Origin of the sequence: Streptomyces sp. NPDC047869 (genome assembly GCF_040704065.1) — a bacterium.
Lineage (GTDB): Bacteria > Actinomycetota > Actinomycetes > Streptomycetales > Streptomycetaceae > Streptomyces.
The window spans coordinates 14,343-40,445 of sequence record NZ_JBEYRK010000010.1 but is presented as its reverse complement, the minus strand read 5'-3'; the positions used below and the strand labels follow the sequence as shown (position 1 = coordinate 40,445).

Annotated in this window: 26 protein-coding genes and 2 pseudogenes; 18 read left to right on the top strand and 10 right to left on the bottom strand. The window is 73.6% G+C overall.

Annotation, left to right across the window (positions count from 1 at the left end; translation table 11 throughout):
* The first annotated feature begins 108 nt into the window (after window positions 1–108).
* From AB0924_RS15285 to AB0924_RS15270, 4 genes are all read left to right on the top strand, one after another.
* Complete coding sequence (locus AB0924_RS15285) at window positions 109–879, top strand: SDR family oxidoreductase (protein WP_358933991.1); 771 nt, start codon at window positions 109–111, stop codon at window positions 877–879.
* A gap of 20 nt (window positions 880–899) precedes the next feature.
* Window positions 900–1,937, top strand: a complete 1,038-nt coding sequence (locus tag AB0924_RS15280) for an L-idonate 5-dehydrogenase (RefSeq protein WP_366911620.1) — start codon at window positions 900–902, stop codon at window positions 1,935–1,937.
* A gap of 325 nt (window positions 1,938–2,262) precedes the next feature.
* The gene (locus AB0924_RS15275; RefSeq protein WP_358933987.1) at window positions 2,263–2,724 is read left to right on the top strand and encodes a cyclic nucleotide-binding domain-containing protein; all 462 of its coding nucleotides are present in this window, start codon (window positions 2,263–2,265) and stop codon (window positions 2,722–2,724) included.
* A gap of 26 nt (window positions 2,725–2,750) precedes the next feature.
* On the top strand, window positions 2,751–3,401 hold the full coding sequence (locus AB0924_RS15270; protein WP_366911619.1) for a CBS domain-containing protein: 651 nt from the start codon (window positions 2,751–2,753) through the stop codon (window positions 3,399–3,401).
* A 54-nt stretch (window positions 3,402–3,455) separates the two neighbouring features.
* Here the strand turns inward: AB0924_RS15270 and AB0924_RS15265 are convergent, their stop codons facing one another.
* From AB0924_RS15265 to AB0924_RS15250, 4 genes are all read right to left on the bottom strand, one after another.
* A complete protein-coding gene (locus AB0924_RS15265; protein ID WP_366911618.1) occupies window positions 3,456–4,064 on the bottom strand; it encodes a hypothetical protein in 609 nt (202 codons plus the stop codon).
* A 41-nt stretch (window positions 4,065–4,105) separates the two neighbouring features.
* On the bottom strand, window positions 4,106–4,807 hold the full coding sequence (locus AB0924_RS15260) for a CBS domain-containing protein (RefSeq protein WP_366911617.1): 702 nt from the start codon (window positions 4,805–4,807) through the stop codon (window positions 4,106–4,108).
* A 301-nt stretch (window positions 4,808–5,108) separates the two neighbouring features.
* Window positions 5,109–5,759, bottom strand: coding sequence for a pyridoxamine 5'-phosphate oxidase family protein (locus AB0924_RS15255; protein WP_358934138.1), 651 nt, complete (start codon window positions 5,757–5,759; stop codon window positions 5,109–5,111).
* A 97-nt stretch (window positions 5,760–5,856) separates the two neighbouring features.
* Window positions 5,857–6,927: a zinc-dependent alcohol dehydrogenase family protein gene (locus tag AB0924_RS15250; protein WP_358933979.1), complete on the bottom strand. Its 1,071-nt coding sequence runs from the start codon at window positions 6,925–6,927 to the stop codon at window positions 5,857–5,859.
* A 327-nt stretch (window positions 6,928–7,254) separates the two neighbouring features.
* Between AB0924_RS15250 and AB0924_RS15245 the strand changes: the two genes are divergently transcribed.
* Together AB0924_RS15245 and AB0924_RS15240 are read left to right on the top strand one after the other, a co-directional pair.
* Window positions 7,255–7,599, top strand: coding sequence for an STAS domain-containing protein (locus AB0924_RS15245; RefSeq protein ID WP_358933977.1), 345 nt, complete (start codon window positions 7,255–7,257; stop codon window positions 7,597–7,599).
* 54 nt (window positions 7,600–7,653) lie between these two features.
* Window positions 7,654–8,337 (top strand): CBS domain-containing protein, encoded by a 684-nt coding sequence (locus tag AB0924_RS15240; protein WP_366911616.1) that lies wholly within the window; start codon window positions 7,654–7,656, stop codon window positions 8,335–8,337.
* Between the two features lie 15 nt (window positions 8,338–8,352).
* On the opposite strand, the gene AB0924_RS15235 is transcribed toward AB0924_RS15240, so the two are convergent.
* Entirely contained in the window at window positions 8,353–8,796 is a 444-nt protein-coding gene (locus AB0924_RS15235; RefSeq protein ID WP_358933973.1) for a universal stress protein, read from the bottom strand.
* A gap of 94 nt (window positions 8,797–8,890) precedes the next feature.
* Window positions 8,891–9,826: a LysR family transcriptional regulator gene (locus AB0924_RS15230; RefSeq protein WP_366911615.1), complete on the bottom strand. Its 936-nt coding sequence runs from the start codon at window positions 9,824–9,826 to the stop codon at window positions 8,891–8,893.
* 98 nt (window positions 9,827–9,924) lie between these two features.
* Between AB0924_RS15230 and mdlC the strand changes: the two genes are divergently transcribed.
* The 7 genes from mdlC to AB0924_RS15195 all read left to right on the top strand — a co-directional run bounded on the left by mdlC (window position 9,925) and on the right by AB0924_RS15195 (window position 19,861).
* The gene (gene mdlC, locus AB0924_RS15225) at window positions 9,925–11,505 is read left to right on the top strand and encodes a benzoylformate decarboxylase (RefSeq protein ID WP_358933969.1); all 1,581 of its coding nucleotides are present in this window, start codon (window positions 9,925–9,927) and stop codon (window positions 11,503–11,505) included.
* Between the two features lie 65 nt (window positions 11,506–11,570).
* A complete protein-coding gene (locus tag AB0924_RS15220) occupies window positions 11,571–13,025 on the top strand; it encodes a benzaldehyde dehydrogenase (protein ID WP_358933967.1) in 1,455 nt (484 codons plus the stop codon).
* Window positions 13,026–13,121: 96 nt separating this feature from the next.
* A complete protein-coding gene (locus tag AB0924_RS15215) occupies window positions 13,122–14,405 on the top strand; it encodes an aromatic acid/H+ symport family MFS transporter (protein WP_366911614.1) in 1,284 nt (427 codons plus the stop codon).
* A 178-nt stretch (window positions 14,406–14,583) separates the two neighbouring features.
* Complete coding sequence (locus tag AB0924_RS15210; protein ID WP_366911613.1) at window positions 14,584–15,837, top strand: SpoIIE family protein phosphatase; 1,254 nt, start codon at window positions 14,584–14,586, stop codon at window positions 15,835–15,837.
* A 449-nt stretch (window positions 15,838–16,286) separates the two neighbouring features.
* A complete protein-coding gene (locus tag AB0924_RS15205) occupies window positions 16,287–17,657 on the top strand; it encodes an MFS transporter (protein ID WP_358933961.1) in 1,371 nt (456 codons plus the stop codon).
* Window positions 17,658–17,741: 84 nt separating this feature from the next.
* Complete coding sequence (locus tag AB0924_RS15200; protein WP_358933959.1) at window positions 17,742–18,443, top strand: response regulator transcription factor; 702 nt, start codon at window positions 17,742–17,744, stop codon at window positions 18,441–18,443.
* Window positions 18,440–19,861, top strand: a complete 1,422-nt coding sequence (locus tag AB0924_RS15195; protein WP_366911612.1) for a HAMP domain-containing sensor histidine kinase — start codon at window positions 18,440–18,442, stop codon at window positions 19,859–19,861. The genes AB0924_RS15200 and AB0924_RS15195 overlap by 4 nt, the downstream gene beginning before the upstream one ends.
* Here the strand turns inward: AB0924_RS15195 and AB0924_RS15190 are convergent.
* Window positions 19,840–20,805 (bottom strand): TAXI family TRAP transporter solute-binding subunit, encoded by a 966-nt coding sequence (locus AB0924_RS15190; protein ID WP_366911611.1) that lies wholly within the window; start codon window positions 20,803–20,805, stop codon window positions 19,840–19,842. The genes AB0924_RS15195 and AB0924_RS15190 overlap by 22 nt on opposite strands.
* 123 nt (window positions 20,806–20,928) lie before the next feature.
* Here AB0924_RS15190 and AB0924_RS15185 point away from each other — a divergent pair, with 123 nt between their 5' ends.
* From AB0924_RS15185 to AB0924_RS15165, 5 genes and pseudogenes are all read left to right on the top strand, one after another.
* Window positions 20,929–21,699, top strand: a complete 771-nt coding sequence (locus tag AB0924_RS15185) for an isoprenyl transferase (RefSeq protein ID WP_358934136.1) — start codon at window positions 20,929–20,931, stop codon at window positions 21,697–21,699.
* Window positions 21,700–21,761: 62 nt separating this feature from the next.
* On the top strand, window positions 21,762–22,154 hold the full coding sequence (locus AB0924_RS15180) for a RidA family protein (protein ID WP_358933953.1): 393 nt from the start codon (window positions 21,762–21,764) through the stop codon (window positions 22,152–22,154).
* A 199-nt stretch (window positions 22,155–22,353) separates the two neighbouring features.
* The gene (locus AB0924_RS15175; RefSeq protein ID WP_358933951.1) at window positions 22,354–23,115 is read left to right on the top strand and encodes a polysaccharide deacetylase family protein; all 762 of its coding nucleotides are present in this window, start codon (window positions 22,354–22,356) and stop codon (window positions 23,113–23,115) included.
* Window positions 23,116–23,277: 162 nt separating this feature from the next.
* A pseudogene (locus tag AB0924_RS15170) lies at window positions 23,278–23,373 on the top strand.
* A gap of 59 nt (window positions 23,374–23,432) precedes the next feature.
* Complete coding sequence (locus tag AB0924_RS15165; RefSeq protein WP_358933949.1) at window positions 23,433–24,452, top strand: aminoglycoside phosphotransferase family protein; 1,020 nt, start codon at window positions 23,433–23,435, stop codon at window positions 24,450–24,452.
* A 27-nt stretch (window positions 24,453–24,479) separates the two neighbouring features.
* On the opposite strand, the gene AB0924_RS15160 is transcribed toward AB0924_RS15165, so the two are convergent.
* The 3 genes and pseudogenes from AB0924_RS15160 to AB0924_RS15150 form a co-directional block, all read right to left on the bottom strand.
* Window positions 24,480–25,370, bottom strand: coding sequence for an SDR family oxidoreductase (locus AB0924_RS15160; RefSeq protein ID WP_358933947.1), 891 nt, complete (start codon window positions 25,368–25,370; stop codon window positions 24,480–24,482).
* 131 nt (window positions 25,371–25,501) lie between these two features.
* Complete coding sequence (locus AB0924_RS15155) at window positions 25,502–25,678, bottom strand: hypothetical protein (protein WP_358933945.1); 177 nt, start codon at window positions 25,676–25,678, stop codon at window positions 25,502–25,504.
* A 165-nt stretch (window positions 25,679–25,843) separates the two neighbouring features.
* A pseudogene (locus AB0924_RS15150) lies at window positions 25,844–25,990 on the bottom strand (right-handed parallel beta-helix repeat-containing protein); the annotation flags it as partial.
* Window positions 25,991–26,103 lie beyond the last annotated feature (113 nt).

The window sequence follows — 26,103 nt, the reverse complement described above, 5'->3', positions numbered from 1 at the left end:
TGATCCTCGGGCCAGCCCACGATGCTTTCCGTTGAGCAGACAAGCTTTCCACTCAATGGAAAATACTGCTGTCGGATCGCGGTCGAGGCCACCTGGAGGACGACACACATGAGCCATCCCCTTTTCGACGTCACCGGCAAGGTGGCCCTGGTCACCGGGTCGAGTCGCGGTATCGGCAAGGCACTGGCCAGGGGTCTGCTGGAGGCGGGCTGCACCGTCGTCCTCAACGGCCGTGACGCGGCGGCACTGGAGTCGGCCCGTGCGGAGCTGGCGGCGGAGTTCGGGGACACGGTCGTCGCGGAGGCGTTCGACGTCACCGACTCGGCCTCGGTCGCCGGCGCCGTCGCCCGGATCGAGGACGAGGTGGGGCCGATCGGCCTCCTGGTGAACAACACCGGGGCCCAGCGCCGCGCGCCCCTGCTCGACTTCACCGACGAGGACTGGCACGGCCTGCTGCACACCAACCTCACCAGCGCCTTCCTGGTCGGCCGCGAGGTCGCCCGGCGCATGGTGCCGCGGGGGCACGGCAAGATCGTCAACATCTGCTCGCTGCAGAGCGAGGTGGTGCGCCCCGGTATCGCGCCCTACTCCGCCACCAAGGGCGGCCTGAAGATGCTGACCAAGGGCATGTGCGCCGACCTCGGACCGCACGGCATCCAGGTCAACGGCATCGGTCCCGGCTACTTCGACACCGAGCTGACCTCCGCGCTGGTCGCCGACGAGGAGTTCAGCGCCTGGGTGCGCGGACGTACCCCGGCCGGCCGCTGGGGCGACGTCGAGGACCTCGTCGGCGCCCTGCTCTTCCTGTCCTCCCCCGCCTCCGACTTCGTCAACGGGCAGCTGCTGTACGTCGACGGCGGCATGCTCTCCGTCCTGTGACCGTGAAGGAGCCCCTGACCATGCGAGCCTGTGTCGTCCACGGAGCCGGCGACCTGCGGATCGAGGAGCGGCCGTTCACCGGCCCCGGACCGGGTGAGATCGCGGTCGCCGTCGCCCTCGGCGGAATCTGCGGATCCGATCTGCACTACCACCACCGCGGCCGGGTGGGTGACTTCGCGCTGCGCGAGCCGATGGTGCTCGGGCACGAGGTGGTCGGCCGCGTCGCGGACCTCGGACCCGGCACCGGCGCCACGGACGGGCCGGCGCCGGGCACTCCCGTCGCGATCCATCCCGCCACCCCCTGCGGCACCTGCGAGGAGTGCGCGCGCGGCAGGCGCAACATCTGCGGTCACACCCGCTACCTGGGCAGCGCCGCCCACACCCCGCACGTGCAGGGCGGCTTCGCCCAGCTCATCAGCGTGCCCGCCGAGCAGGTCCGGGCGCTGCCGCCCGGGCTGAGCCTGCGCCGCGCGGTGCTCGCCGAGCCGCTGTCGGTGGCGCTGCACGCCGTGCGCCGGGCGGGCGAGGTGCGGGGCAGGCGGGTCCTGGTCACCGGCGCCGGGCCGATCGGCTGCCTGGTCGTGGCGGCGCTGCGGCACGCCGGGGCCGCCGAGGTCGTCGTCAGCGATCTGCACGAGGAGCCGCTGCGGATCGCCACGGCGATGGGCGCCACCACCACGGTGCGCGCGGACCGGTCCGGTGATCCGGCCTGTTCCGCCGGGTTCGACGTCGCCGTCGAGGCGTCCGGCGCGCCGGCGGGGCTGCGCACCTGCGTGGAGCGGGTGCGCCGGGGCGGCACCGTCGTACTGCTGGGGCTGCTGCCGCCGGGCGAGGTCGGGCTGCTCGGCAACGTCGCCGTGACCCGGGAGCTGGAGCTGCGCGGGGCCTTCCGGTTCGACACCGAGTTCGACGAGGCGCTGGCGCTGCTGGCCCAGGGCCTGCACGTGGAACCCGCCGTCACCCATGTCTTCCCGCTGGAGCGGTCCGCCGCCGCGTTCGCCGTGGCCCAGGACCGCACGGTCGCCTCCAAGGTCCTGCTCGACCTGTCCGGGGACTGAGGAGGGGCTGGAGGGACTGAGGTGGCTGACGGGGGCCGGCGGCAGGACACTACTGGTGGACGGGCGTTTCCCGTGGTGTGCTGGAGGTAGCGGGAAGGACTCCTTGGAGACGCGGAGAAGCGGCTGACGGCCGTGCACCGCGCAATCAGGATCCACGAGAAGCGGATGGCGTCCTTCCCGCCCGTCACGCACCCACCCGGTCATGCGTCCTTCCCGGCCTTCGGTGCCTGGGCCGAAGGGCCCCGGTTCGGGCCCGAGCGGCCCGTGGTGCCAGGAGCACGGGAGGCCCACTCTGGCAGCAGACGCCATGAAGGGAGCCGGTGCCATGACCTCCGCCACCACCACCTTGAACGCGGCTCTGCCCGCCGAACACCGTGAACGCCTGATGCGGGCCGCCCGCGAGGTCTCGTTCGACAGCGGTACCCGCCTGTTCGAGGAGGGCCGGCGGGCCGACCGCTTCTGGATCGTGCGCACCGGCACCGTGGCCCTGGATCTCCGGGTGCCCGGCCGCCGTCCCGCCGTCATCGAGTCGCTCGGCCACGGCGATCCGGTCGGCTGGTCCTGGCACTTCCCGCCGCACATCTGGCAGCTGGGCGCCGAGGCGCTGAGCCCCGTACGGGCCTGGGAGTTCGACGCCGGGACCGTCCTGGAGATGTGCGCCGAGGACCCGGAGTTCGGCCGGGCGATCGCGGTCTGGGTCGGGCGGGTGGTCGCTCAGCGGCTGCACGCGTCCCGCATCCGGCTGCTCGACCTCTACGCCCCCTACGGCAGCGGCGGCCTGGTGTGAGCACCCGGCCCGGCTAGGAGGACACCATGGCAGGCAGCCCGTACCGGGTGGGCGACGTGATGACGCGTGCCGTCGTCGCGGTGGGCCGCAAGGCCCCGTTCAAGGACATCGTCGAGCGCATGGAGCAGTGGAAGGTCAGCGCGCTGCCCGTGCTGGAGGGCGACGGCCGGGTGATCGGCGTGGTCTCCGAGGCCGATCTGCTGCCCAAGGAGGAGTTCCGGGACAGCGATCCGGACCGGCGCACCCAGTTGCGCCGGCTGCCCGACATGGCCAAGGCCGGGGCGGTGACGGCGGACGAGGTGATGAGCGCCCCGGCCGTCACCGTGCACGCCGACGCCACGCTCGCCGAGGCGGCACGGATCATGGCCCTGCGGCACGTCAAGCGGCTGCCCGTGGTGAACGCCGAGGACGTACTCGAAGGCGTCGTCAGCCGCTCGGACCTGCTCAAGGTGTTCCTGCGCCCGGACGACGACCTCGCCGACGAGATCCGGCGCGACGTCGTCGACGTCCTCTTCCCGGCACCCGTCGAGCCCGTGCACATCACGGTCTCGGACGGCGTGGCCACCCTGACCGGCCGCGTCACCGACGCGACCCGCATCCCCCTGGCGGTCGGCATGGTCCGGGCCGTCGAGGGCGTGGTGGGCGTGGACTGCCACCTCACCTCGGCCGGCGGCTGACGCCCCCTCTCGCCGGCGACCGTCGCCCCCTCACGGGGCGACACGCCCCCGTCCTCACCCCCGCCCTCCACTGAGGTTGCGCCACTCGGGGCCGACTCGTTTCCACTCCTCGTCCCATTCGGTCAGGCGGCGGCGTACGAGGGCGGCCCGGAGCAGGCGGCCGCCGGCCCAGATCGCCCCGGCGGCGAGAGGGCCGACGAGGATGCCGGTCAGGTCCGCCTGGAGGGCCGCCTCCGTCCTGCCCAGGGGTTGCGGCACCACCCGGTCGGCGTCGTCCGTCCACACCGTGAGCCGGGTGCCCACCGGGGCGCCCGGCAGCAGCCTGGCCGTGGCCCGGTGCACCGAGCCGTCCGCGTCGGTCCAGCGCACGGTGACCCGCGCCCGGCCGTCGTCGCGTCCGCTCGCGGTGGCGGGCGGGGCCGCCGGCGTGACGTCGGTGACGACGGCGGCGACCGGGTGCGCCCGGGCCCGGCGCGTGGCGAAGTCCGAGTCCACCGTCCGTGCCGCCACCAGCCCCGCGACGGCCCCGCCGACGGCGACGAGGAGCCAGATGCCGAGCACGATCCAGGCCTCCACGACGTCGCTGTGTCTGCGCAGCGCGTTGCGCCGCCAACGCCACAGCCGGACGGGGGACTTGCTCGTGCGGGGTGTCTTCGCCGGCATCGGGGTGGCCTCCTCTCGGCTCCGCCTGCCGTCGGCCGCCGTCAGGTGGGGGCCGTCCGCCGCGGCTCCGGAAGCTCCGGACCGGCGTGCGGGTGGCGGCGCGGGCCGGTCAGGGCGCAGCGCACGTCCACGACACCGGGCACCGACCGGGCCAGCAGGGTGGCGAGCGGTACGAGCACGGTGTCGTGGACGCGCCCGGTGAGGGAGACCACGCCGTCGCGCACCTCGACCCGCACCGGTGCCTGCGCGGTGCCGAACAGCCGCACGACGACCTCCCGGTCGACGTCCTCGGCAATGTCCTCGTCGGTGCGGAGGAACACCTTCAGCAGGTCGGACCGGCTGACCACGCCCTTGAGGGTGCCGTCGTGGCCGACGACCGGCAGGCGCTTGACCCCGCGGCGGGCCATGACGCGCGCCGCGTGGGCGAGGGCGGCCTCGGGCGGCACGGTGACGGCCGGGGAGGTCATCAGCTCCGCCGCGGTCACCGCGTCCGCCTTGCGGAGGTCGGCGAGGTGCCGCACCTGCGCGGACCGGTCCGGGTCGCCCTCGCGGTACTCCTCCTTGGGCAGCAGATCGGCCTCGGAGACCACCCCCACGACCCGGCCGTCGGCGTCCAGCACGGGGAGGGCGCTCACCCGCCACTCCTGCATCGCCCGCACGATCTCCTTGAAGGCCGCGCCGGTGCGCAGGGCCACGACCGTGCGGGTCATCACGTCGTTCACGACGGTCGGAGTGCCGTTCATGGCGCCCTCCCGGGGGCTCGGATCCCTTCCTGGGGATCCCTTCCTGGGACACTCCCAGCGTGCGGCCACCGCCCCGTCCGGGGGGATGGGCCGAGTGGCCCGTTCCCGGGGGCGAAGCGGCCCGGACCAGGGCCGGATACGTACTGCGAGGGACCTGTGGCCCCCCATCGGGGCCCATCGGCACTACGGCCGGTGCGCGGCGTGGACGACAGTGAACGCAGGAGCGGCACCGATCCCCCGCGGTGTCGCTCCGTCGTCCCGCTCCCGGCGGAACAGCCCGTGGCCCCGGCGCCGGACCGCCTCACACGGTGATCCGGCGTCCGGTGATGGTGAAGGGATCGATGCGCACCCACACGCTCCGGGGGCCGCCGGCCCAGGGCATGCTGTACGCCCGCTCCGCCAGCCGTTGCTGCTCGTGCCGGTCCGTGACGGCGCGAGCGGGCCCGCGCACCAGGACGCTCCAGCCCTGGCTGAACGCGTCGTCGATGCGGTCCACCTCGAACGCCACCTGGAGTCCGGCGGCCAGGGAGGGGGTGGCGCCGCGCGCGGTCCGGAAGACGATCGCGCCGTCCACGACGGTGTAGTTGACCGGTACGATCACCGGCCCCGACGGCGTGGGCACCGCGAGCCGCCCCACACCGTGCATGGCCAGCAGCGTCCGGCACTCGCTGGGGCGCAGTTTGCTGAACTCCGGTGCGTGCCCGGCCTGTCCGGTGCCGGGCGGCAGGTCGACGCCGCCGCCGGTGAGTTCGGTGACGGTGGTCTCCAGCGCCTTGGCCAGGTTCATCAGGGCACCGGTGCCCGGCGCGGCGCCGGGGTGCTCCTCCAGGTACCTGAGATAGCTGGCCGCCATCCCGGCGCGGGTCGCCGCCTGCCGCCGGGTCAGGCCGAGCTGCAGCCGCCGGGCGGCCAGCCGCCGGCCGAGGTCGCCCAGCGCCGTACGGGTGTCCATCTCCGCGGGCGTGTCCGTCACCGCTTCCGCGGAGGGGTCCGCCGTCCTCGCTCCTGTCCTGTCGGTCATGGTCGTTCGCCTCCTTCTCGCTGCTCGGTCAGGCCGCGGGGACGGCCAGTTCCGCGTGCTGCTCCCCGCCGAGAACCACCTTGAGCGCGCCGGTCTCGCCGGCCCGGGAGAAGATGTCGTACGCCTCCTCCATCTGCTGCAACGGGAAGGTGTGCGTGACCAGTTGGCCGGTCGGCAGCCGGCCCGCGGCGGCCATCCGCAGCAGGGTCGGGGTGGAGTAGGTGTCCACCAGACCGGTGGTGATGGTCACGTTCCTGATCCACAGGTCCTCGAGGTGCAGGGTCGCGGGCCGGCCGTGCACGCCGATGTTGGCGACGTGCCCGCCGGGGCGGACCATGCTGGTGCACAGCTCGAAGCTCTCGGGGACGCCGACCGCCTCGATGACCACGTCCGCGCCCAGCCCGTCGGTCAGGTCGGCCACCAGTTGCCGGGGTGCCTCGTGTACGTCGGCCACCGCGTCGGCGCCGAGCCGCCTGGCCGCCTCGAGCCGGGCCGGCGCCAGGTCGACGGCGATGATCCGCTCGGGCGAGAACAGGTGTGCCGTGATGATCGCCGCGAGTCCGATGGGCCCGGCGCCGACGACGGCGACGGTGTCACCGGGACGGACCCGCCCGTTGAGGACGCCGACCTCGTAGGAGGTCGGGAAGATGTCCGCCAGCAGTACCGCGTCCTCACTGCGGACCGCGCCGGGCAGCGGGTGCACGGACAGGTCGGCGTAGGGCACGCGGACGTACTCGGCCTGAGTGCCGTCGATCAGGTGGCCGAGGATCCAGCCTCCGCCGCCGCGGCACTGGCCGTAGGCGCCGTCCCTGCAGAAGCGGCACCGGCCGCAGGAGCTGATGCAGGAGAGCAGCACCCGGTCGCCGGGCCGCACGGTGTCCACGTCGCTGCCGACCTCGACGACCTCGCCGACCGCCTCGTGGCCGAGCACCGTGCCGGGGCGTACCTCGGGCACGTCGCCCTTGAGTATGTGCAGGTCCGTCCCGCAGATGGTGACGGCACCGACCCGCACGATCGCGTCGGTCGGCTCCTTGATCGCCGGGTCCGGGACGTCCTGCCAGGAGGCCTGCCCGGGACCGTGGAAGACATAGCCCTTCATGACGCTCCTCACCTCTTCGGTCTGCCGCGGGACCAGGGCGTCCGGGAGGCGCGCGGGCGCCGGCCGGACTCCGGCACACTGCCGGAAGTGCCGCACATGTCCAGCTTGTGCGGTACTCGGGGCCCGCGCATGGGGCCGACCGGCCCTCGCCACCGGCCGGAGGGCGCCCGTCCCGGCCCCTCGCCCCCGCCGGGCCCGATTTCAGCCCCCGGCGGGCGCCGTCCACACGCCGCGCGATGCCGGTACCGCACCCCCCGGCCCCCTGGGCCCCGGGATGGGGCCGACCGGCCCTTCCGCGGACACCCCCGCAGGCGTTTGTCTCGTCCTATGTCCGAGAACCACACGATGCCCAGCCCGGCCTCCGCGCTCCGCGAGGCCGACGGCGTGACCGTCGTGGCCGTGAACGGGGAGATCGACCTGCTGTCCGTGGACGCGCTGGTGGAACGGCTCGACACGCTCACCGCGGGCCCGCGCCCCGATCTGGTGCTCGACCTGCGGCCGGCCACCTTCATCGACTGCGCCGGGCTGGGCGTCCTGTGCCGGACCCGGAACCGGACGCTGGCCCGCCGGGGCCGGCTGCGCCTGGTCGCCGACGACAGCACGGGCTTCCTGCGCATGCTGCGCCTCACGGGTCTCGGGGGCGTCTTCGAGGTGCACCCGCGACTGCCCTAGAACCCGGCCCGCCAACGGATCCGCCGCCGAAGCCAACTCCCCCTTGGAGTCCCCATGTACGGCACCCCGCACATCGTCAGCGACGTCATGACGCACACGGTCGCCGCCGTCGGCCGCCGGGCGCCGTTCAAGGAGATCGTGGAGATGTTGCAGGACTGGCGGGTCAGCGCCCTGCCGGTGATCGAGGGCGAGGGCCGGGTCGTGGGTGTGGTCTCCGAGGCCGACCTGCTGCCCACGGAGGAACTGCGGGACGACCCCGCCGAGGAGTACACCCGGCTGCGCCGCCCCGCCGACCTGGCCAAGGCCGGCGCGCTGAGCGCCGGGGACCTGATGTCCTCGCCCGCCGTGACCGTACGGGCGGACGCCACCCTCGCGGAGGCCGCCCGGGTGATGGCACGGGCCGCGGTGAAGCGGCTGCCGGTGGTCGACGAACTCGGGCTGCTGCAGGGCGTGGTGAGCCGCGCCGACCTGCTCAAGGTCTTCCTGCGCGGGGACGAGGACATCGCCGAGCAGGTCCGGCGCGAGATCGTGTCCTACCTCTTCCCGCCGCCGGCCTCGTCCCTGCACGTCGTGGTCGAGGACGGGGTGGTGACGCTCGTCGGCAGGGTGCGGGACACCGCCCTGGTCCCCGTGGCCGCCCGGCTCATCAGGGCCGTCGAGGGAGTGGTCGACGTGCGGTTCGATCTGCCGCCGGACGGCCGTGGCGCGGCGGCCGGGCAGGGCGTCGCCACCGAGTGACCGCCCCGGCCGGCACTACTTCGGCTCGGGGCGCACCAGCACGACCGGGCAGGTCGCGTGCTGTGTCACGTGCTGGCCGACGGAGCCGAGCAGGGCCCGGGCGAAGCCGCCCCGGCCCCGGCTGCCGACGACCAGCGCCTCGGCTCCCTCGGCGGCCCGCAGCAGCACATCGGCGGGGTTGCCGTGCACCACATGGGTCCGCACCGAACCGGCCGCGTCCGCGCCGAGTACGTCGGTGAGTTCCTGCCGCATCCGGTCCCGGGCCTCGTCCCGGTCGACGTCCATGTCCACAGCGGGCCCCGACCAGCCGTACAGACCCGGCAGCTCCCACGCGGTGACGGCGTCCACGGTGGCGCCGACGAGGCCCGCGTAGCGCACGGCCCAGCGCAGCGCCGCGTAGGAGGACGGCGAACCGTCGACACCGACCACGACCTTCGGCCCGGAGACATTGCTGTCCACGTGTCCCACCTCTCTCGCGGAACGTGCGCCCGCCTGGACGGTCCCTCCCCTCCACGGTGCGCGAGACAGCGCCGCACCGCCAGAAGAGCGCGCCCTACCGGATGGCGGTCGGCGGCAGTTGCGCGGGGCTGACCAGTTCGCCCAGGACCTCGGCCATGAAGTGCACCAGCCAGCGCTGCGAGGGGCTGCGGGACGCCTCGTGCCGGGCGTAGAGCGCGATCTCGATGGGCTCGGTGTCGAACGGCAGACGGACCAGCCGCAGGCGGTGCGAGGCGGTGAAGACCTCGCCGACGTACTCGGGGACGATGGCGATCAGATCGGTCCGCTCCAGCAGGTACGGCAGCACCGAGAAGCGGGTCGCGTCGACGGCCACGCGATCCAGCAGCCCATGGGTGGCCAGCAGCGACCGCGGGACGACGTGCCCGCTGGGCCCGTACACCGACGCGTGGTGCTCGGCGGCGAGTTCGGCCAGGGTGACACAGGCGCCGCGGATACGGGGGTGGTCGGCGGCGACCATGCCGACGTAGCGCTCGTGGAAGAGCGGGATGCGCACGGTGCGGTGGGACGTCAGCACCGGTGTGGCGACGAAGGCGTCGAGTTCGCCGCTGCGGAGCTGGCTCTCGGCGTCGTCCACGTCAAGGGAGCGGACGGCGAAGGACACCCGGGGCGCGTGCTCGCGCGCCGCCGCCACCAGGCGCGGCAGCAGGGTCACCTCACCGAGGTCGGAGAAGGAGACGGTGAAGCGGCCCCCCATGACCGCCGGGTCGAAGTCGTCGGACTGGCGGATGGCCCCGTCGATGTCGGCCAGGGCGCGCTGCAGCGGCTCGTACAGGCGGCGGGCACCGGCGGTCGGGGTGAGGCCCCGGCCGGTCCGGCGGAACAGGTCGTCGCCGAAGTGGCGACGGAGTTTGCCCAGGCTGTAGCTGACGGTGGGCTGGGTGACGTGCAGGGTCTCGGCGGTCGCCGTGACGCTGCCGGTCTCGTAGAGCAGCACGAAGACACGGGCGAGGTTGAGGTCGAAGCTGCTCATATCGACGGAGTCTATATCGGGGCCGGACAACATCTATTGGTGACCATGTCGCGGGCTCCTTAGCGTGTGCTGCGTCACTTCCGAAGGGAAAAGCACCCGTGCCGTCCGTGCGTCATGTCTCCCACGAGTTCCTGCGGCGCCAGGGGCTCACCACCGTCTTCGGCAACCCCGGCTCCAACGAGCTGCCCTTCCTCGCCGATCTGCCGGACGGGTTCCGCTACGTCCTCGGTCTGCACGAGGGGGCCGTGGTGGGCATGGCCGACGGCTACGCCCAGGCGACCGGCCGTCCCGTCCTGGTCAACCTGCACGCCGCGTCCGGCTCCGGCAACGCCATGGGCGCGCTGACGAACGCGGTGGCCTCGCGCACGCCCCTGGTGGTGGTGGCCGGTCAGCAGGTGCGGCCGGCCATCGGGCCGGAGGCCAACCTCGCCAACGTCGACGCCCCCGCGCTGATGCGGCCGCTGGTCGGCTGGGCCGCCGAACCGGCGTGCGCGCAGGACGTGCCGCGCGCGCTCGCCCAGGCGGTCTTCGAGGCCCGGTTGCAGCGCCGCCCCACCTACCTCTCCGTGCCGTACGACGACTGGGCGGCCGACGCGGGCGAGAACTCCCTGGCCGTGCTGGACCGGCGGGTGGAGCTCGCGGGTGCGCCCGGCGCGGAGCAGGGACGCCGGCTGGCCGAGCAGGTCGCCGCGGCGCGGCGGCCCGCGCTGGTGCTGGGCGGGGACATCGACTCCGCCGGACTGTTCCACGACGCGGTGCGCCTCGCCGAGCGGCTGGGCGGTCCGGTGTGGGCGGCGCCGTCGCAGTTCCGGCTGCCCTTCCCCAACCGCCATCCGCTGTTCCGCGGTGTGCTGCCGGCCGGGATCGAGCCGGTCTCCCGGGCGTTCGAGGGCCACGATCTGGTGCTGGTGCTCGGCGCCCCGGTGTTCCGGTACCACGAGTACCTTCCCGGGCGGTACCTGCCGGAGGGCACCCGGCTGGTCCAGGTGACCGAGGACGCCCCGGCCGCGGCGCGGGCCCCCATGGGCGAGGCGCTGGTGGCCGACCCGGCGGCGGTGATCGAGCTGCTGCTGAAGGAGCTGGACGCGCCCGCGGCGCCCACCGGTGAGTTCCGGCCGGCGCCCGAGCCGGCGTCCGCCGAGGCACCGCGTCTGCACCCCGAGCAGGTCTTCGCCGCCCTGCGGGACGAGCAGCCCCGCGACACCGCCTACGTCGTGGAGTCGACCTCGACGAACGCCGCGTGGTGGCGCCAGATGGACCTGCGCGAGCCGGGCTCGTACTACTTCCCGGCGGCCGGCGGCCTCGGTTTCGGGCTGCCCGGCGCGGTCGGGGTCGCCATGGGCCAGCCGGGCCGGCCGGTCGTCGGCGTGATCGGGGACGGCTCGGCCAACTACGGCATCACCGCCCTGTGGACCGCCGCGCGGCACCGGGTCCCGCTCACCGTGGTGCTGCTGCGCAACGGGGCGTACGGGGCGCTGCGCTGGTTCAGCGGTCTGCTCGGCGTGCCGGACGCGCCGGGCCTGGACATCCCGGGTCTGGACTTCACCCGTATCGCGGAGGGCTACGGGGTGCCCGCCCGGCACGTCGGCGGCGTCGACGAGCTGCGGGCCGTGCTGGCCGAACGCCCGGACGGACCCCGGCTGGTCCAGGTCGACACGGCGCTCACCACGCCGTCCTGACCACCCTCCCGGCACCCATCCCCTCTCAGACAACTCGCCCCCCGACGGGGGCGGAAGGGAAACCGATGACACTCCTGGACAGCGCCGTCTGGGGCAAGAAGCTCTTCGGCGACGGCTGGCGGGACGCCTCCCTCGACCAGCCCGTGACCGAGCCCGCGACCGGTGACCGGCTCGGCACCGTGGGCCTGGCCGCGGCCGGGGACGTCGGCCGTGCGGCGGCCCGCGCCGCCGAGGCCCAGCGCACCTGGGCGGCCACCCCGGCCGCCGAACGGGCGGCCGTGCTGCGCCGCGCGGGCGAGCTGTTCACCGAGCACGCCGCCGAGATCGAGGACTGGCTGGTGCGGGAGGCCGGCTCGGTGCGGTCCAAGGCGGCCTTCGAGGTGGGGCTCGCCCTGGGCGAGTGCTTCGAGTGCGCGGCGCTGCCGACGCATCCGCAGGGCGAGGTGCTGGCCTCGGAGGAGGCCCGCTGGTCCTTCGCCCGGCGCCGCCCGGCCGGTGTGGTCAGCGTGATCGCGCCGTTCAACTTCCCGCTCATCCTCGGCCTGCGCTCGGTGGCGCCCGCGCTGGCGCTGGGCAACGCGGTCCTGCTGAAGCCGGACCCGCGCACCGCGGTCAGCGGTGGCGTCGTCATCGCCCGCGTCTTCGAGGAGGCCGGGCTGCCCTCCGGGCTGCTGCACCTGCTCCCGGGCGACGGCTCGGTCGGCGAGGCGGTCGTCGAGGCGCCCGAGGTGCGGGTCGTCTCCTTCACCGGCTCCACCCCGGTCGGCCGCGCGATCGGCGAGCGGGCGGGCCGGCTGCTCAAGCGGGCCCACCTCGAACTCGGCGGGAACAACGCCCTGGTGGTGCTGCCCGGCGCCGACGTGCGCAAGGCGGCCTCCGCCGGCGCGTTCGGCTCGTATCTGCACCAGGGGCAGATCTGCATGACGACCGGCCGTCACATCGTGCACGAGTCGCTGCTGGAGGAGTACTCGGCGGTGCTCGCCGCGAAGGCGGAGGCACTGCCCGTGGGCGACCCGGCCCGGGAGGACGTGGCGCTGGGCCCGATCATCGACCGGCGGCAGCTCGAGCGGGTGCACGGCATCGTCACCGACAGCGTCGCGGCGGGTGCCAAGCTGCTCGCGGGCGGCGAGATCGCGGGCGCCGGGTACCGCGCCACCGTGCTGACCGGCCTCACGCCCGACATGCCGGCCTGGCGCGAGGAGATCTTCGGTCCCGTGGCGCCCGTCATCGGCTTCTCCACGCCGGAGGAGGCCGCTCGGATCGTCAACGACTGCGAGTACGGGTTGTCCGTCGGCATCCTCGGCGACGTCGGCACGGCGATGAAACTCGCCGACCGGATCGACTCCGGAAAGATCCACATCAACGAGCAGACCGTCGCCGACGAGCCCCACGCCCCGTTCGGCGGGGTCAAGGCCTCCGGCACCGGGTCCCGGTTCGGCGGAGCCGCCGCCAACATCGAGGCCTTCACCGAGACCCAGTGGGTCACGGTACGGCCGGACATCGCCGACTACCCGTTCTGATCCCCGTGTTCCCGTTCCGCCGGAGCTCCGCGCGACCGCTCCGGCTTCCGCTCACCCACATCCGTCTCCCGTAGCCGCTCTGGGGGGAATGTCTCCATGGCATCCGTCGTCTCTTCCGACGCGTCCGACGCGTCCAACACCTCCGCGGGCACCGGCGCCGCCGGCCGCAACGTCTGGACGGTGGTCCTGTGCTGGATCACCGTCATGCTCGAGGGATACGACCTCGTCGTCCTCGGCGCCATCATCCCGACCCTGATCAAGACCAAGCACCTCGGCATCACCGCCGGGGACGCCACCACCATCGCCACGCTCTCGCTGGTCGGTGTGGCCATCGGCGCGGTCCTGGTCGGTCCGCTCGCCGACCGGCTCGGGCGGCGCCTGCTGCTCATCGGTTCGGTGGTGCTGTTCTCCGTCTTCACCCTGCTGGTGCCGCTCGCCTCCTCCGTGGCGATGTTCGCCGTGCTGCGGCTGATCGCCGGTGTCGGCCTCGGCGCCTGCATGCCGGTGTCGCTGACGATGATGGCCGAGCACATGCCCGCCCGGCGCCGGGCCCGCGCCAGCACGCTGACGATGACCGGCTACCACACCGGTGCCGTGATCACCTCGCTGCTGGCCCTGCAGGTGACCGACAACTGGGAGATGCTCTTCTACGTCCTCGGCGCGGCCGGGCTCGTCGTCGCGGGCGTCCAGTGGTTCCGGCTGCCGGAGTCGGAGGCGTTCGTGCGCGCCCGGAAGGCGACCGGGGCCCAGCGCGTGCCGTTCACCGAACTGCTCAAGCCGGCCTACCTGCGCGCGGGCATCGGCATCTGGGTCGCCTCCTTCATGGGCCTGCTGCTGGTCTACGGCCTCAACACCTGGCTGCCCAAGCTGATGAACGAGGCCGGCTACCCCGTCCCCACGGCCGTCACCCAGCTCCTGATCCTCAACGCGGGCGGTGTGGCCGGGCTGGTGCTGGGCGGCTTCGTCGCCGACCGGCGGGGCATCAAGCCGGTCACGCTCGGCTGGTTCGCGGTCTCGGTGGTGATGCTGGCCTGCCTCAGCATCCGGATGGACAGCGACCTGCTGCTCGACACGGTGGTCTTCCTGACGGGTGTGTTCGTCTTCTCGGCGCAGGTGCTCGTCTACGCCTACGTGACCAACTTCTACCCGGCCGCCGTGCGCGGCACCGCGCTCGGCTCGGCCTCCGGCATCGGCCGCATCGGGTCGATCGTCGGCCCGTCGATCACCGGCGCGCTGGTCGCCTCCGGGGTCGGTCACCCGTGGGGCTTCTACTTCTTCGCCGTCGTGGCCGTCCTCGGCTTCGTGGCCGTGCTCACGCTGCCGGGCCGGGCCCTCGCGGCCGAGCAGGCCGGGATGGAGGCCGTGCAACCCGCCGTCTGACGCGCCCCGGGGCACAGGCACCCGCACGGCACGACCGCGGCACGGACCGGACACGGCCCGTGCCGCGGTCGCGCCCCGCTCGTGTCCCGGTCGTGTTCCGGACGCCGCTGGAAGAGCGGGACACGTCCGGCTGGTGCAGCCTTAGTGTGCAGGCCACCAGTGGAACAGGGAGCGGAGGATGCCGGCGGAGGTCGATCACGCGGCGCTGTTCGCCGCCACCCCGAGCCCGTACCTCGTCCTGGGCCCGGACCTGGTGATCGTGGATGTCAACCGGGCGTATCTGGAGGCGACCGGGCGGACCCGCGACGACCTGATCGGGCAGCACGTCTTCCAGGCGTTCCCGGACAACCCGAACGACCCGGAGGCCGACGGGACACGGAATCTCAACGCCTCCCTGCACCGGGTCCTGTCCACCCGCGAGCCGGACACGATGGCGCTGCAGAAGTACGACATCCCCGTCGTGCGCCGGCCCGGGGAGTTCGAGGAGCGCTGGTGGTCCCCGGTGAACACCCCGGTCACGGGGCCGGACGGGCAGGTGGCGTGGATCATCCACCGGGTCGAGGACGTGACCGCGTTCGTCAAGGCCCACCAGGCCGGCAACCCCGCCGGGGTCCGGGTCGGCAAACGCCTGGAGGCCGCCCAGACGCTGGAGGCGGAGCTGTACTCCCGGGCACGGGAGCTGCAGCGGCTGAACGAGGAGCTGCGGCAGGCCAACACCAGGGAGCGGGAGGTCGCGGTCACGCTGCAGGAGGCCATGCTGCACGCCCCCGATCTGGCCCACCATCCGCACGACGTGGCGGTGCGCTACCTGCCCGCGATCGGCTCGCTGAACGTGTGCGGCGACTGGTACGACGTGGTCGACATCCCGCCGGACCAGCTCGCCCTGGCGGTCGGCGACGTCATCGGGCACGGCCTGGAGGCCGCCGCCGTGATGGGCATGCTGCGCAGCGCGCTGTCGGCGGCCATCCGGGCCCTGGAGCGGCCCGCACAGGCCCTTGAGGTGCTGGGGCTGTACGCCCGCTCGATCGAGGGAGCCCTGGGCACGACGGCCGTCAAGACGATCGTCGACCGGCGCAGCCATCTGATCACCTACAGCTGCGCCGGCCACCCGCCGCCGGTGCTGGCTCACCCGGACGGCCGTACGGAGCTGCTGGACCGGGCCACCGACCCGCCCCTGGGCGCGCGGCCGGTGCACGTGCCGCGCCCCCAGGCCAGCATCCAGTACACGCCCGGCGACACCCTGGTGCTGTACACCGACGGGCTCATCGAGCGCCGCAAGGAGGACATCGACGCCGGCCTCGACCGGCTGAGGCGCGCGATAACGCAGTGCGGCAGCCTGGGCGCCGAACGGCTCGCCGACACACTGCTGACCAAACTCGGTGTGGCCAGCGGCGGCCGCGACGACATCGCCCTGGTCGTGGTCCGGCTGTGAAAGGGCCCGGAACGGGCGGACCACGGCTTGTGCGGCTCTCCCGACGTGTGGCAGCATCCGTCGGGTTGATCCACGCCAACTTCTGCACGGCGAAGGACTGAAGCCATTGATCGCGGCGTCCCACAGCGGCCGCCGTCGGCACTGACCCCGCCCGCCGCCACGGCGGCGACCGGTGCCCTCGCGTCTCCTCACGGCGGCCCCACGCATGTCCCGTGTTCCCGGCCACGGCCGGTCCCGCAGCCCTGACGGCTGCCCTTCACCCGGTTCGACAGCAGGGGGCCGTACTCCTCGGCGCGGGCGGGCGAGGCCGCTTTCTTAGCGGCGTGTTAGATCTGCGTGCCGGTCCTTGTCCGGGGGCGGCGGCCGCCCGCATGCTCGGGCGCACTCAGGTCCCGGGGGCGGCCGCCCCGTTCCCCGTTTCCCACCGGAATTCCCCACCTGGAGCCGCCATGTCATCCTCCGCCGCCGTGCCCGGAACACCGCCGGGCCACTCCCCCGGCAGCCGCCGCCTCGCCCTCGTCGGCGGGTCCCTGGGCAACCTCGTGGAGTGGTACGACTGGTTCGTCTACGCGAGCTTCGCGATCTACTTCGCCGACTCGTTCTTCCCCGGCGACAATCCGACCACCAAGCTGCTGAACACGGCCGGTATCTTCGCCGTCGGCTTCCTGATGCGGCCGGTCGGCGGCTGGATCCTCGGGCGGGCGGCGGACCGGCGCGGCCGCAAGAGCGCGCTCACCCTCACCGTCACCCTGATGTCGGTGGCCGCCCTGCTCATCGCCGTCGCCCCCACCTACGGCCGGGCGGGATACCTCGGCGCCCTGGTGCTGCTGCTGGCCCGCCTGCTGCAGGGCCTGAGCATCGGAGGCGAGTACGCCGCCAGCGCCACGTACCTGACCGAGGCGTCGGCCCGGAACCGGCGCGGTCTCGGTTCCTCGTTCCAGTACGTGTCGATGACCTGCGGTCAGCTCCTCGGTCTCGCCGTACTGATCACACTGCAGCACACGCTGACCACCGGTCAGCTGGAGAGCTGGGGCTGGCGCATCCCGTTCGTGCTCGGTGCGCTGTTCTCCGTGGTCGTGTACTGGCTGCGGCGGCGGCTGACGGAGACGGCGGCCTTCACCGAGGAGTCCGGCGCGGACGGGGGCACGGACAGCGCGCGCGGCACGCTCGCCGTGCTGTGGCAGCACCGCCGCGAGGCCGGCCTCGTCATGGCGCTCACCCTGGGCGGCACGGTGGCGTACTACACGTACACCACCTATCTCACCAAGTACCTGATCGGCAGCGCCGGCATGGCCAAGTCCACGGCCACGCTGGTGAGTTTCACCGCGCTCGCCGTCTTCGCGCTGCTCCAGCCGCTCGCCGGCGCGCTGTCCGACCGGATCGGGCGCCGCCCGCTGCTGATCACCTTCGCGGTGGGCTGCACGGTGGGCACGTACCCCATCATGACCGCGCTCGGCTCGGCGTCCTCGTACTGGCCGGCGCTGGGCCTCTCCCTGCTCGCCCTGGTGATCGTCACCGGCTACACCTCGATCAACGCGGCCGTGAAGGCGGAGCTGTTCCCCACCCGGGTCCGCGCCCTCGGCGTGGCGCTGCCCTACGCGATCGCCAACGCGCTGTTCGGCGGCACGGCCGAGTACGTGGCCCTGTGGTTCAAGGACGGCGGTCACGAGAAGCTCTTCTTCTGGTACGTGTCGGGCTGTGCGCTCGTCTCGCTGGTCACCTACGTCCTGATGCCGGACACCCGCGACGCCGCGCTCAGCCGCGCCGAGGCGGCGACGGACACGGACGCCGTCCCCGACCGCGCCCGGGCCGTGCGCTGACCGGGGGGCGGTGACCGGGTGGTGGCCCGGGCCGGGTGTCCTGCGTAAGCTGCCGCCCAGGTCACCACGGCACGAGGAACTCGCATGCACGCGCTGCTCGTCGAGGACGACGACCGGATGGCCCAGGCGCTGACCACGGCCCTCACCCAGCGCGGGCACACCGTGCGCCGGGCGGCCCGGGCCCTGGACGCCCTTCGGCACGTCCACGAGGCGCAGTTCGTGCTGCTCGACCTCGGACTGCCCGACCTGGACGGGCTGGACCTGTTGCGCCGGCTGCGGACGGTGTGCGACGCGCCGCTGATCGTGGTGACGGCCCGTTGCGAGGAACGCGACATCGTGCAAGGGCTGCGGGCCGGCGCCGACGACTACGTGGTCAAGCCGTTCCGGATGAACGAGCTGATGGCCCGGATCGACACCGTACGCCGCCGCACCGGGGCGGCCCCGTCCCGCGCCGGCACCGGGGGGCGTCCCGTGCGCGCCGGGGACGTGGAGGTCGACGTCGCGGGCCGTACGGTCACTGTCGCGGGCACCGAAGTGCGGCTCACCCGGCGGGAGTTCGACGTGCTCGCCGTCCTCGCGGCGCGGCCCGACGAGGCGCACTCCCGGGAGGAGATCCTGGACCGGGTCTGGGGCGATGCCTTCCTCGCCGCCTCCCGGTCGCTGGACGTGCACGTGGCGGGCATCCGCGCGAAGACGGGCCGTGCCGAACTGGTGCGCACGGTACGGGGCTTCGGGTACCGGCTGGGCGCCCCGGGCGGGCCAGCGGCGGGACCGGGGAGCCGATGAGGCGCAGGCTGCTCGCCGTCCTGATGGTGCTCATGGGGGCCGCGACGCTGCTGCTGTCCGGGCCGCTGGCCGGCTCGTACGCGAGCGGGCGCACGGAGCACCTGCTGCTGCAACGACGCTCCGACGCGGTGCGGTTCGCCGACCTCGCCGACCGGGCGCGGACCGCGGCCGACCGCGCCGAACTGGCCGGCGAGATCCGCCGGTACGCCGGGCTCTACAGCGCCTCGGTGACCGTGGTGGACTCCGCGGGGCGGACCCTGGCGCGGGCGGGCACCGTCGTCTCCGGGTCCGCGGCGGACGAGGTCCTGGACCGGGCGCTGACCGGCCGGTCCACCGAGCGGCTGCCCACCGTCCGGCCCTGGGGCCCGGACCGGGTGGTGCTCGCCGAGCCGGTGGGGCGGGACGAGCGGGTCAGCGGAGCGGTCCTGCTGGCCGTGCCGACCACGGCTGCCCGCACGGACGTGACCGTGCGCTGGGCGCTCATCGCCTGCGGAGCGCTCGCCGCCTTCACGGCCGCCGCCCTGGTCGCGGCCGGCATCACCCGCTGGCTGATGCGCCCGGTGCGCGATCTGGACCGGGCGGTCGCCGCCCTCGCCTCGGGCAGCCTTCGGACGCGGGCCGTGTCCGACACCGGGCCACCCGAACTGCGCAGCCTACGACGGCACTTCAATGCCATGGCGGAGACGGTCGCCGAGTCCCTGGGGCGCCAGCGCGCCTTCGTCGCGGACGCCTCGCACCAGCTGCGCAATCCGCTGGCGACCCTGGTCCTGCAGTTGGAGAACGTCGAGCCGCACCTGCCGCCCGGTCCCGGCCGGCAGGAACACGCCCGCGCCCTGGACGAGGCGGAGCGCCTGGAGGAGCTCCTCGACGGGCTGCTCGCGCTGGCGCGTGTGGAGTCCGGCACGGTGCGGCGCACGGAGCAGGACGTGGCGCGCGCGGTGCGCGAGCGGGTGGCCGCGTGGCGGCCGGTTTTCGAGGCCTCCGGGCTGACGGTGACCGCCAGTTGCCCGCCGGAGGGGCTGCGGGCGCGGGCGGTGGCGGACGCGGTGGGCCGGATCCTGGACGCCGCACTGGACAACGCCGTGAAGTTCGTCCCGTCCGGCGGGACCGTCGAGGTGGCGGCCACCGTGGTGGACGGCGACGCCGTGGTGCTTGTCCGCGACGACGGGCCGGGCGTGCCGGACGACCGGCTGCCGCTGCTCACCCGGCGTTTCGCCCGGGCGCCCGAGCACCAGAACCTTCCCGGCAGCGGCCTCGGACTGGCCATCGCCGACGAGATCGCCCGGCTCAGCGGGGGCCGGCTCGGCACGGCCCGCAACCAACCGCGCGGCCTGGTCGTGGAGTTGCGGCTGCCGGCCGTCCGACACCCGGTGGCGCGCTCCGCCGGGGGCGCGGGTCAGCCGTACACCGACCGGTAGTAGGCCACCGCCCCCGGATGCAGGGGTACGTCGCCCGTGGCGACGGCGAACCGGGGTTCGAGCCGGGCGCCCGCGGTCACCTCCCTCAGCAGCACCCGCCACCGGTCGAACACCACACGGAGCACGTCCTCGACGGCCTGCCCGGGCACGCCGGGGCGGGCCAGCAGGTAGTTGCCCACACCGATGGTGGTGACCGGTGCGGTGAGCCCGTACACGCCGGCCGGGAGGGTGACGGTCGTGTAGACGGGGCCGTAGGTGTCGCGCAGGGTCCCCGCGGCGGACTCCAGCGGCAGGAAGCGCAGCGGCAGTTCGCGGGCCAGGACGGACAGCGCGGGGGTGGGGACGCCGCCGGCCCAGACCAGGGCGTCGACCGTGCCGGTGCGCAGCGCCTTCAGCGAGGCGGCGAGCCCGAACCGCCGTTGCTGCACCGACCGTTCACCGGTCAGCCCGGAGACCCGCAGCAGCCGGCCGGCCAGCACCTGCCCGCCGGAACCCGCCGCGCCGGTGGCCACGGTCAGCCCCGCCAGATCGCGCACCGACCGCACGGGGCCGCGCGCCGGCACGACGAGGTGGGCATAGTTCACGTAGACGCGGGCGAGGGCGGTCACCCCGGTCGGGCGGGTGAACGGCGCGCGGCCCCGGACGGCGTCCTCGGCGGCGTCGGCCATGGCGAGGCCGAGGTCCGCCGAACCCGCGGCGAGCATGCGCAGGTTGTCCACGCTCGCCGAGGTGCCGAGCGCGATGATGCGGGACCGGGCGCCGCCGCGTTCGGCCTCGGCCGCCAGCGCCCGGCCGAAGGCGTGGTACGGCCCGCCCGGCGCTCCCGTGGCGAGTCTGAGCCGCCACCGGGGCCCGCTGTCCCCGGAACAGCCCGCGACCGTCGCGGCCGGACCGAGGCTCGCGGCCCGCAGCAGGCCGCGGCGGCTCATCGGTCGACCGGTCACGCCCGCAGCGTAGCGGCTCCCCGGCGGCGCGTATGCCGGGCCTTCCGCGATGTGCCGGGCGGCGGCCGTGGGACTATCGTTGCGCCCTCCAACACGGCTCGGAGAAAGGATGTCGGTGTGGCGATGAAGGCCTTGCGTGCGGCGTTGGAAGCGATCTACGTACGGCGCCTGAACCGCAAGCTGGAGGGCCTGCCCCGGCCGCGGCATGTGGCGATCATGCTGGACGGCAACCGGCGCTGGGCCCGGGGCGCGGGACACAGCGACGTCCGGGAGGGCTACCGCGTCGGCGGTGCCAAGGTCACCGACTTCCTGCACTGGTGCACCGACGCCGGGATCAAGCACGTCACGCTGTGGATGCTGTCCGACGACAACCTGCACCGACCGGCCGACGAACTCGGCCCGCTGCTCGCCATAATCGAGGAGACCGTCCAGCGGATCTGCGCTCCCGGGGAGCCCGGGGAGATCGAGATCATCGGCGCGCTGGACCTGCTGCCCGGGAACACCGCCCGCGTCCTGAAGGAGGCCGCGGCGGGCACCGCCGGCCGGGGCGGCCTCAAGGTCGACGTCGCCGTGGGCTACGGCGGCCGCCGGGAGATCGTCGACGCCGTCCGGGCTGCCTTCGACAAGCACATCGGCGCCGGCGGCGATCCCCGCGACCTGGCCGCGGAGTTCGACCTGGAGCACATCAGCGACAACCTGTACTCGCCGGCCGGTGACGACACCGACTTCATCATCCGCACCTCGGGCGAACAGCGGCTGTCCGGCTTCCTGCTGTGGCAGTCCGCCTACGCGGAGGTGCACTTCGTCGACGTCCTGTGGCCCGCCTTCCGTCAGATCGACCTGCTGCGCGCCCTGCGTTCGTACGCCGCCCGGGACCGCCGCTACGGCCGCTGACCGGACCCCGTGCGCCGGGCCGGTGTTGGCCGGACCGGCGCAGGTCACTTAGCGTGCGGCGCATGACGATGCGACATGCGATCCTCAGCGGTTCCGCCTTCGAGGAGCAGATCGGGTACGCCCGCGCCGTGGTGGACGGCGACCGGGTGCATGTGTCCGGCACGACCGGGTTCGACTACGCCACGATGACCATCTCCGACGACGTCGTGGAACAGGCCGAGCAGTGCCTGCGCAACATAGGGGCCGCGCTGGCCGAGGCCGGCTGCGGCTTCCCCGATGTGGTACGGGTGCGCTATCTCCTGCCCGAACGCGCCGACTTCGAGCCCTGCTGGCCGGTGCTGCGCCGCCACTTCGGCGAGGTCCGCCCCGCCGCGACGATGCTCGTGTGCGGTCTCGCCGACCCCCGTATGAAGATCGAGATCGAGGTGGACGCGCGCCGCCCGTCGGCTGCCTGACGCGGTCATGGACCCGAGCGGGCGGGCCGGGCCGGGGACAGCCAGGGCGGCGGACGGCAGTTCCTGTCCCGGCCCTCGCTTGGTTGTCCCGGAAGCACCCCGGAATTGTCCTTGATCGGTAACAGCGGGATCCTCCGGCCGTTCCCGCCCGTCCTGCCATGTGCACGGGGACACCGACACGGCAGGAACGGGGCGGGACATGGCACGGCACGGCGGGCGGGGATGGTACGGCCGGGTGGTCGCGGCGGCGGTCGGCGTGACGGCGGTGGCCGCCGCGACCTCGGTGTGGACCGCGCAGGCGGGCCCCGCGGGCGGGGACCGGGCCGCGGCGAGGCCGGCCGCCCCGAAGGCGGCACCGGTGTCCGCCGGCATCGTCCACGCCTCCGACGGCGGCGACCACGCGGTCAACATCACCATCGACGACGGCCCGGACCCGAACTGGACCCCGCAGGTGCTCCAGGTGCTGCGGGACAACGGTGTGAAGGCGACCTTCTGCATGGTCGGGCCCCAGGCCGAGGCCCACCCGGACCTGGTCAAGCAGGTGGTGGCGGCGGGGCACCGGCTCTGCGACCACTCGGTCTCGCACGACACCACCATGGACAAGAAGCCGCAGTCCTACCAGTCGGAGCAGATCGTCACCGCCGAACGCCAGATCACCAAGGCGTCCGGTGGTGTGCGCCCCCTGTACTACCGTGCCCCCGGCGGTGCCTTCACCCCGTACAGCCGGCATCTCGCGGCGTCCCACGGCATGCGGCCGCTCGGCTGGAACGTCGACTCCAAGGACTTCGAGCGGCCCGGCACCGAGGCCATCGTCGCCACCGTCCAGCGGGAGCTGCCCAACGGCCCCACCCTGCTCTTCCACGACGCCGGCGGTGACCGTTCGCAGACGGTGGCCGCCCTGCGGACCGTGCTGCCCTGGCTGAAGCAGCAGGGCTACTCCTTCGGTTTCCCGGTGCGTTGAACGCGACCGCGGGCGGGCGGGGCGACGGATCGGGCCGGGCTCAGGAAGTGGGCGGCCTGACGCGCATGAGCGGTCGTGGTGTCAGCGGGGCGTCAGGGCGCGGTCAGCGGGGCCTGGCAACGTAGTGCGTGTGAACGGCACGGGAGACCGGGCCGGGAACAGGGAGAGGTGCCCGGAGTGGTTGATCGGGGACCAAGAGCACGTCTCGAGGTCGGGCCCCGCCAGGGGTCCACGCAGGTTCGAATCCTGCCCTCTCCGCCGCTCGCCGATATGGAAAACCGCTGGCCACACGGCATGACCCATGCTGGGATGGCCGGATGCGAGATGTTGCGTCACTGACCGTGGACCGGGGCGCCTACCCGGACGCGGTGACCCCCTGGGAGCAGGAGAGCTGGCGGTCCGCGGCCCTCGGCTGGCTGGAAAACGGGCTCTCCGCCCACGGGTTGCGGGTCTCCGGCGGGCTGCGGGTACGGCTGCGGCCGTGGTCCGTGCTGGTGCGGGTGCCTGTCGCCGGCCGGGAGACCGCCGCGAGCCGGGAGACCGTCTGGTTCAAGGCGAATCCGCCGGCCAGTGGTTTCGAGGGCCCGCTCACGGCCGCGCTCGCCCGCTGGGTGCCGCGGCACGTCCTGGCTCCGCTCGCGATCGACGCCGACCGTGCCTGGTCGCTGCTGCCCGACGGGGGCGCGCTCTTCCGGGACGTGCTCGAGCGGGAGCCCGTCGAGCCGCAGGCCTGGGAGGGCCTGCTGCGCCAGTACGCGAGCATGCAGTGCGCGCTGGTCCCGCACGCGCGGGAACTCGAACGGCTCGGTGTGCCGAGCGCCCGTACCGTCGAACTCCCGGGCGTGTTCGACGAGTTGCTGGCCGGCAGCCCGGCACTGCGGCCGGGCGAACGCGCCCGGCTGGCGGAACTGAGGCCTCTGCTGACGGACTGGTGCGCCGAGCTCGCCGCACTGGGCGTACCCGACTCGCTCGACCATGTCGATCTGCACGACGGCCAGTTGTTCCACCCGGAGCCGGGCCGGTTCACCTTCTTCGACTGGGGCGACGCGGCCGTCTCCCACCCGTTCTGCAGCCTGCGGGTCCCGGCCCGCAAGGCCTGTGAACGGTACGGGCCGGGCGTACTGCCGCGGCTGCGCGACGCCTACCTCGAGCCGTGGACGGGAGCCGGCCGCACGGCGGCGGAGCTCCGGCGCGCCGTGCGACTGGCCTGGCGGCTGAGCGCCCTGGGGCGGGCCCGGGCCTGGGGCGGTCTGTTCCCGTCCGCGGCCGAGGCCTCTCCCCTGACCGCCGAGAGCGCCCGCTCGCTGCTGGAACTCGCCGAGGAGCCCCCGCTGTAGCCGGGGACGCCGGCCGGGGCACCCAGGTCAGGGCAGCGGGGTGCCGCCGGTCGCGTTGAGGATCTCGGCCGTGACGAAGCTCGCCTCGTCGGAGGCGAGATAGACGTAGGCCGGGGCGAGTTCGGCGGGCTGGGCCGGGCGGCCGAGCGGGGTCTGCTTGCCGAACTCGGCCGTGTCGGGCAGCGTCGCCGGGATCAGGGGCGTCCACACGGGGCCGGGCGCCACCGCGTTGACCCGGATACCGCGCTCGGCGACCATCTGGGCCAGCCCCTGGGTGAAGGTGACGATGGCGCCCTTGGTCATGGCGTAGTCGAGCAGGTGCGGACTGGGCTTGTACGCCTGCACCGACGTGGTGTTGATGACGCTGCCCCCGGCCGGGATGTGCGGCAGCGCGAACTTGGTGAGCCAGAACATGCCGTACAGGTTCGTGCGCATCACCCGGTCGAACTGCTCGGTGCTGATCGCCTCGATACCGTCCGGCTGGGACATCTGGTAGGCGGCGTTGTTCACCAGCACGTCGATGTGCCCGAACTCGTCGACCGCCCGCCCGATCAGCGCACGGCACTCGCCCTCCTCCCTGATGTCACAGGACACCGCGACCGCCTTGCGGCCCGCGTCCTCGACCAGCCGGGCGGTCTCGCGCGCGTCGGCCTCCTCGTCGGCGAGGTGGGTGAACAGCACATCGGCGCCCTCGCGGGCGAAGGCCAGTGCGACCGCCCGGCCGATCCCGGAGTCACCGCCTGTGATCACGGTCTTGAAGCCGCTCAGGCGGTCGGCGCCCCGGTAGGACTCCTCGCCGTGGTCGGGCGGCGGGTCCATCGGGCCGGTCCAGCCGGGGTGCGGCTGGTCCTGGGAGGGGAAGTCCGGTCGGGGGTGCCGGGTGGTCGGGTCGGGCTGCGGGCTCTGCTTGTCGCTCACGTCGGCCTCCGTCGTCTCGGGCGGGCGGGACAGCCGGCCGGGTTCCCCGATCGCCCCGGCCGAAAGCCCCCGGCCTGCGGAAACGGAAAACTTCGGGTCGCCCGGCCGGTACCCGGGACGCTGGGCGAGGGTCAGGCCTGGGCGGACCGGTGACCCGAGGCGCGCAGCAGCTCCCTGCGGGCGTTGTTGCAGATTCGCAGCAGGTGCTTGGACACCGCGCAGGGCACGGTGTCGGCATGGCACTGGCGGCAGGTCCGCATGTGCTGCTCGTACGTGAGGCGCGCGTTCTCGAAGGCTTCAGAGGACATGGACTTCTCCGGGCGGAGCACGCCCGGAGGCGTGCAAAGTTGACTGACTGGTATAGCCGGGAGAAGGTCATCACGTTACTTGCGGTAGTGGAAAATCGCGGTCGGCGTGCCGGAGCGGGACGCCGGCGTACGGCGTCCCGCGGCACGGATGCCCGCGCGGACCGGTTAGGGGTTGACGACCTTGCCGCCGAAGGTCACCACGAGGCTGCCGGCCGAAGCGAAGGACCAGCCGAGGGCGCCGGAGTAGGAGGCGCACCGGGAGCCGTTCGAGCCGGTCCAGAACTGGTTGGAGCTGTCGGCGTCGCCGACCGTCCCGAACCGTAGAGAGGCCGCCATGAGCCGTCAACAGTTCGGTGCTTGTTCTGTGTCCAGATACGTGGACCGGTTCGTCGGTGCCGCGCCTGCCCGGGGAGCGGCACCGGCGG

Excerpts from the sequence above, each read along its gene's own strand:
- AB0924_RS15255 (WP_358934138.1), bottom strand. The coding sequence starts at position 5,759 with ATGGACACCCGTACGGCGCTGGGCGACCTCGGCCGGCGGCTGGCCGCC.
- AB0924_RS15205 (WP_358933961.1), top strand. The coding sequence starts at position 16,287 with ATGTCATCCTCCGCCGCCGTGCCCGGAACACCGCCGGGCCACTCCCCC.
- AB0924_RS15240 (WP_366911616.1), top strand. The coding sequence starts at position 7,654 with ATGTACGGCACCCCGCACATCGTCAGCGACGTCATGACGCACACGGTC.
- AB0924_RS15215 (WP_366911614.1), top strand. The coding sequence starts at position 13,122 with ATGGCATCCGTCGTCTCTTCCGACGCGTCCGACGCGTCCAACACCTCC.
- AB0924_RS15220 (WP_358933967.1), top strand. The coding sequence starts at position 11,571 with ATGACACTCCTGGACAGCGCCGTCTGGGGCAAGAAGCTCTTCGGCGAC.
- AB0924_RS15200 (WP_358933959.1), top strand. The coding sequence starts at position 17,742 with ATGCACGCGCTGCTCGTCGAGGACGACGACCGGATGGCCCAGGCGCTG.
- AB0924_RS15165 (WP_358933949.1), top strand. The coding sequence starts at position 23,433 with ATGCGAGATGTTGCGTCACTGACCGTGGACCGGGGCGCCTACCCGGAC.
- AB0924_RS15270 (WP_366911619.1), top strand. The coding sequence starts at position 2,751 with ATGGCAGGCAGCCCGTACCGGGTGGGCGACGTGATGACGCGTGCCGTC.
- AB0924_RS15280 (WP_366911620.1), top strand. The coding sequence starts at position 900 with ATGCGAGCCTGTGTCGTCCACGGAGCCGGCGACCTGCGGATCGAGGAG.
- AB0924_RS15260 (WP_366911617.1), bottom strand. The coding sequence starts at position 4,807 with ATGAACGGCACTCCGACCGTCGTGAACGACGTGATGACCCGCACGGTC.
- AB0924_RS15175 (WP_358933951.1), top strand. The coding sequence starts at position 22,354 with ATGGCACGGCACGGCGGGCGGGGATGGTACGGCCGGGTGGTCGCGGCG.
- AB0924_RS15230 (WP_366911615.1), bottom strand. The coding sequence starts at position 9,826 with ATGAGCAGCTTCGACCTCAACCTCGCCCGTGTCTTCGTGCTGCTCTAC.
- AB0924_RS15210 (WP_366911613.1), top strand. The coding sequence starts at position 14,584 with ATGCCGGCGGAGGTCGATCACGCGGCGCTGTTCGCCGCCACCCCGAGC.
- AB0924_RS15245 (WP_358933977.1), top strand. The coding sequence starts at position 7,255 with ATGTCCGAGAACCACACGATGCCCAGCCCGGCCTCCGCGCTCCGCGAG.
- AB0924_RS15275 (WP_358933987.1), top strand. The coding sequence starts at position 2,263 with ATGACCTCCGCCACCACCACCTTGAACGCGGCTCTGCCCGCCGAACAC.
- AB0924_RS15180 (WP_358933953.1), top strand. The coding sequence starts at position 21,762 with ATGACGATGCGACATGCGATCCTCAGCGGTTCCGCCTTCGAGGAGCAG.
- AB0924_RS15265 (WP_366911618.1), bottom strand. The coding sequence starts at position 4,064 with ATGCCGGCGAAGACACCCCGCACGAGCAAGTCCCCCGTCCGGCTGTGG.
- AB0924_RS15250 (WP_358933979.1), bottom strand. The coding sequence starts at position 6,927 with ATGAAGGGCTATGTCTTCCACGGTCCCGGGCAGGCCTCCTGGCAGGAC.
- AB0924_RS15185 (WP_358934136.1), top strand. The coding sequence starts at position 20,929 with ATGAAGGCCTTGCGTGCGGCGTTGGAAGCGATCTACGTACGGCGCCTG.
- AB0924_RS15285 (WP_358933991.1), top strand. The coding sequence starts at position 109 with ATGAGCCATCCCCTTTTCGACGTCACCGGCAAGGTGGCCCTGGTCACC.
- AB0924_RS15195 (WP_366911612.1), top strand. The coding sequence starts at position 18,440 with ATGAGGCGCAGGCTGCTCGCCGTCCTGATGGTGCTCATGGGGGCCGCG.
- AB0924_RS15155 (WP_358933945.1), bottom strand. The coding sequence starts at position 25,678 with ATGTCCTCTGAAGCCTTCGAGAACGCGCGCCTCACGTACGAGCAGCAC.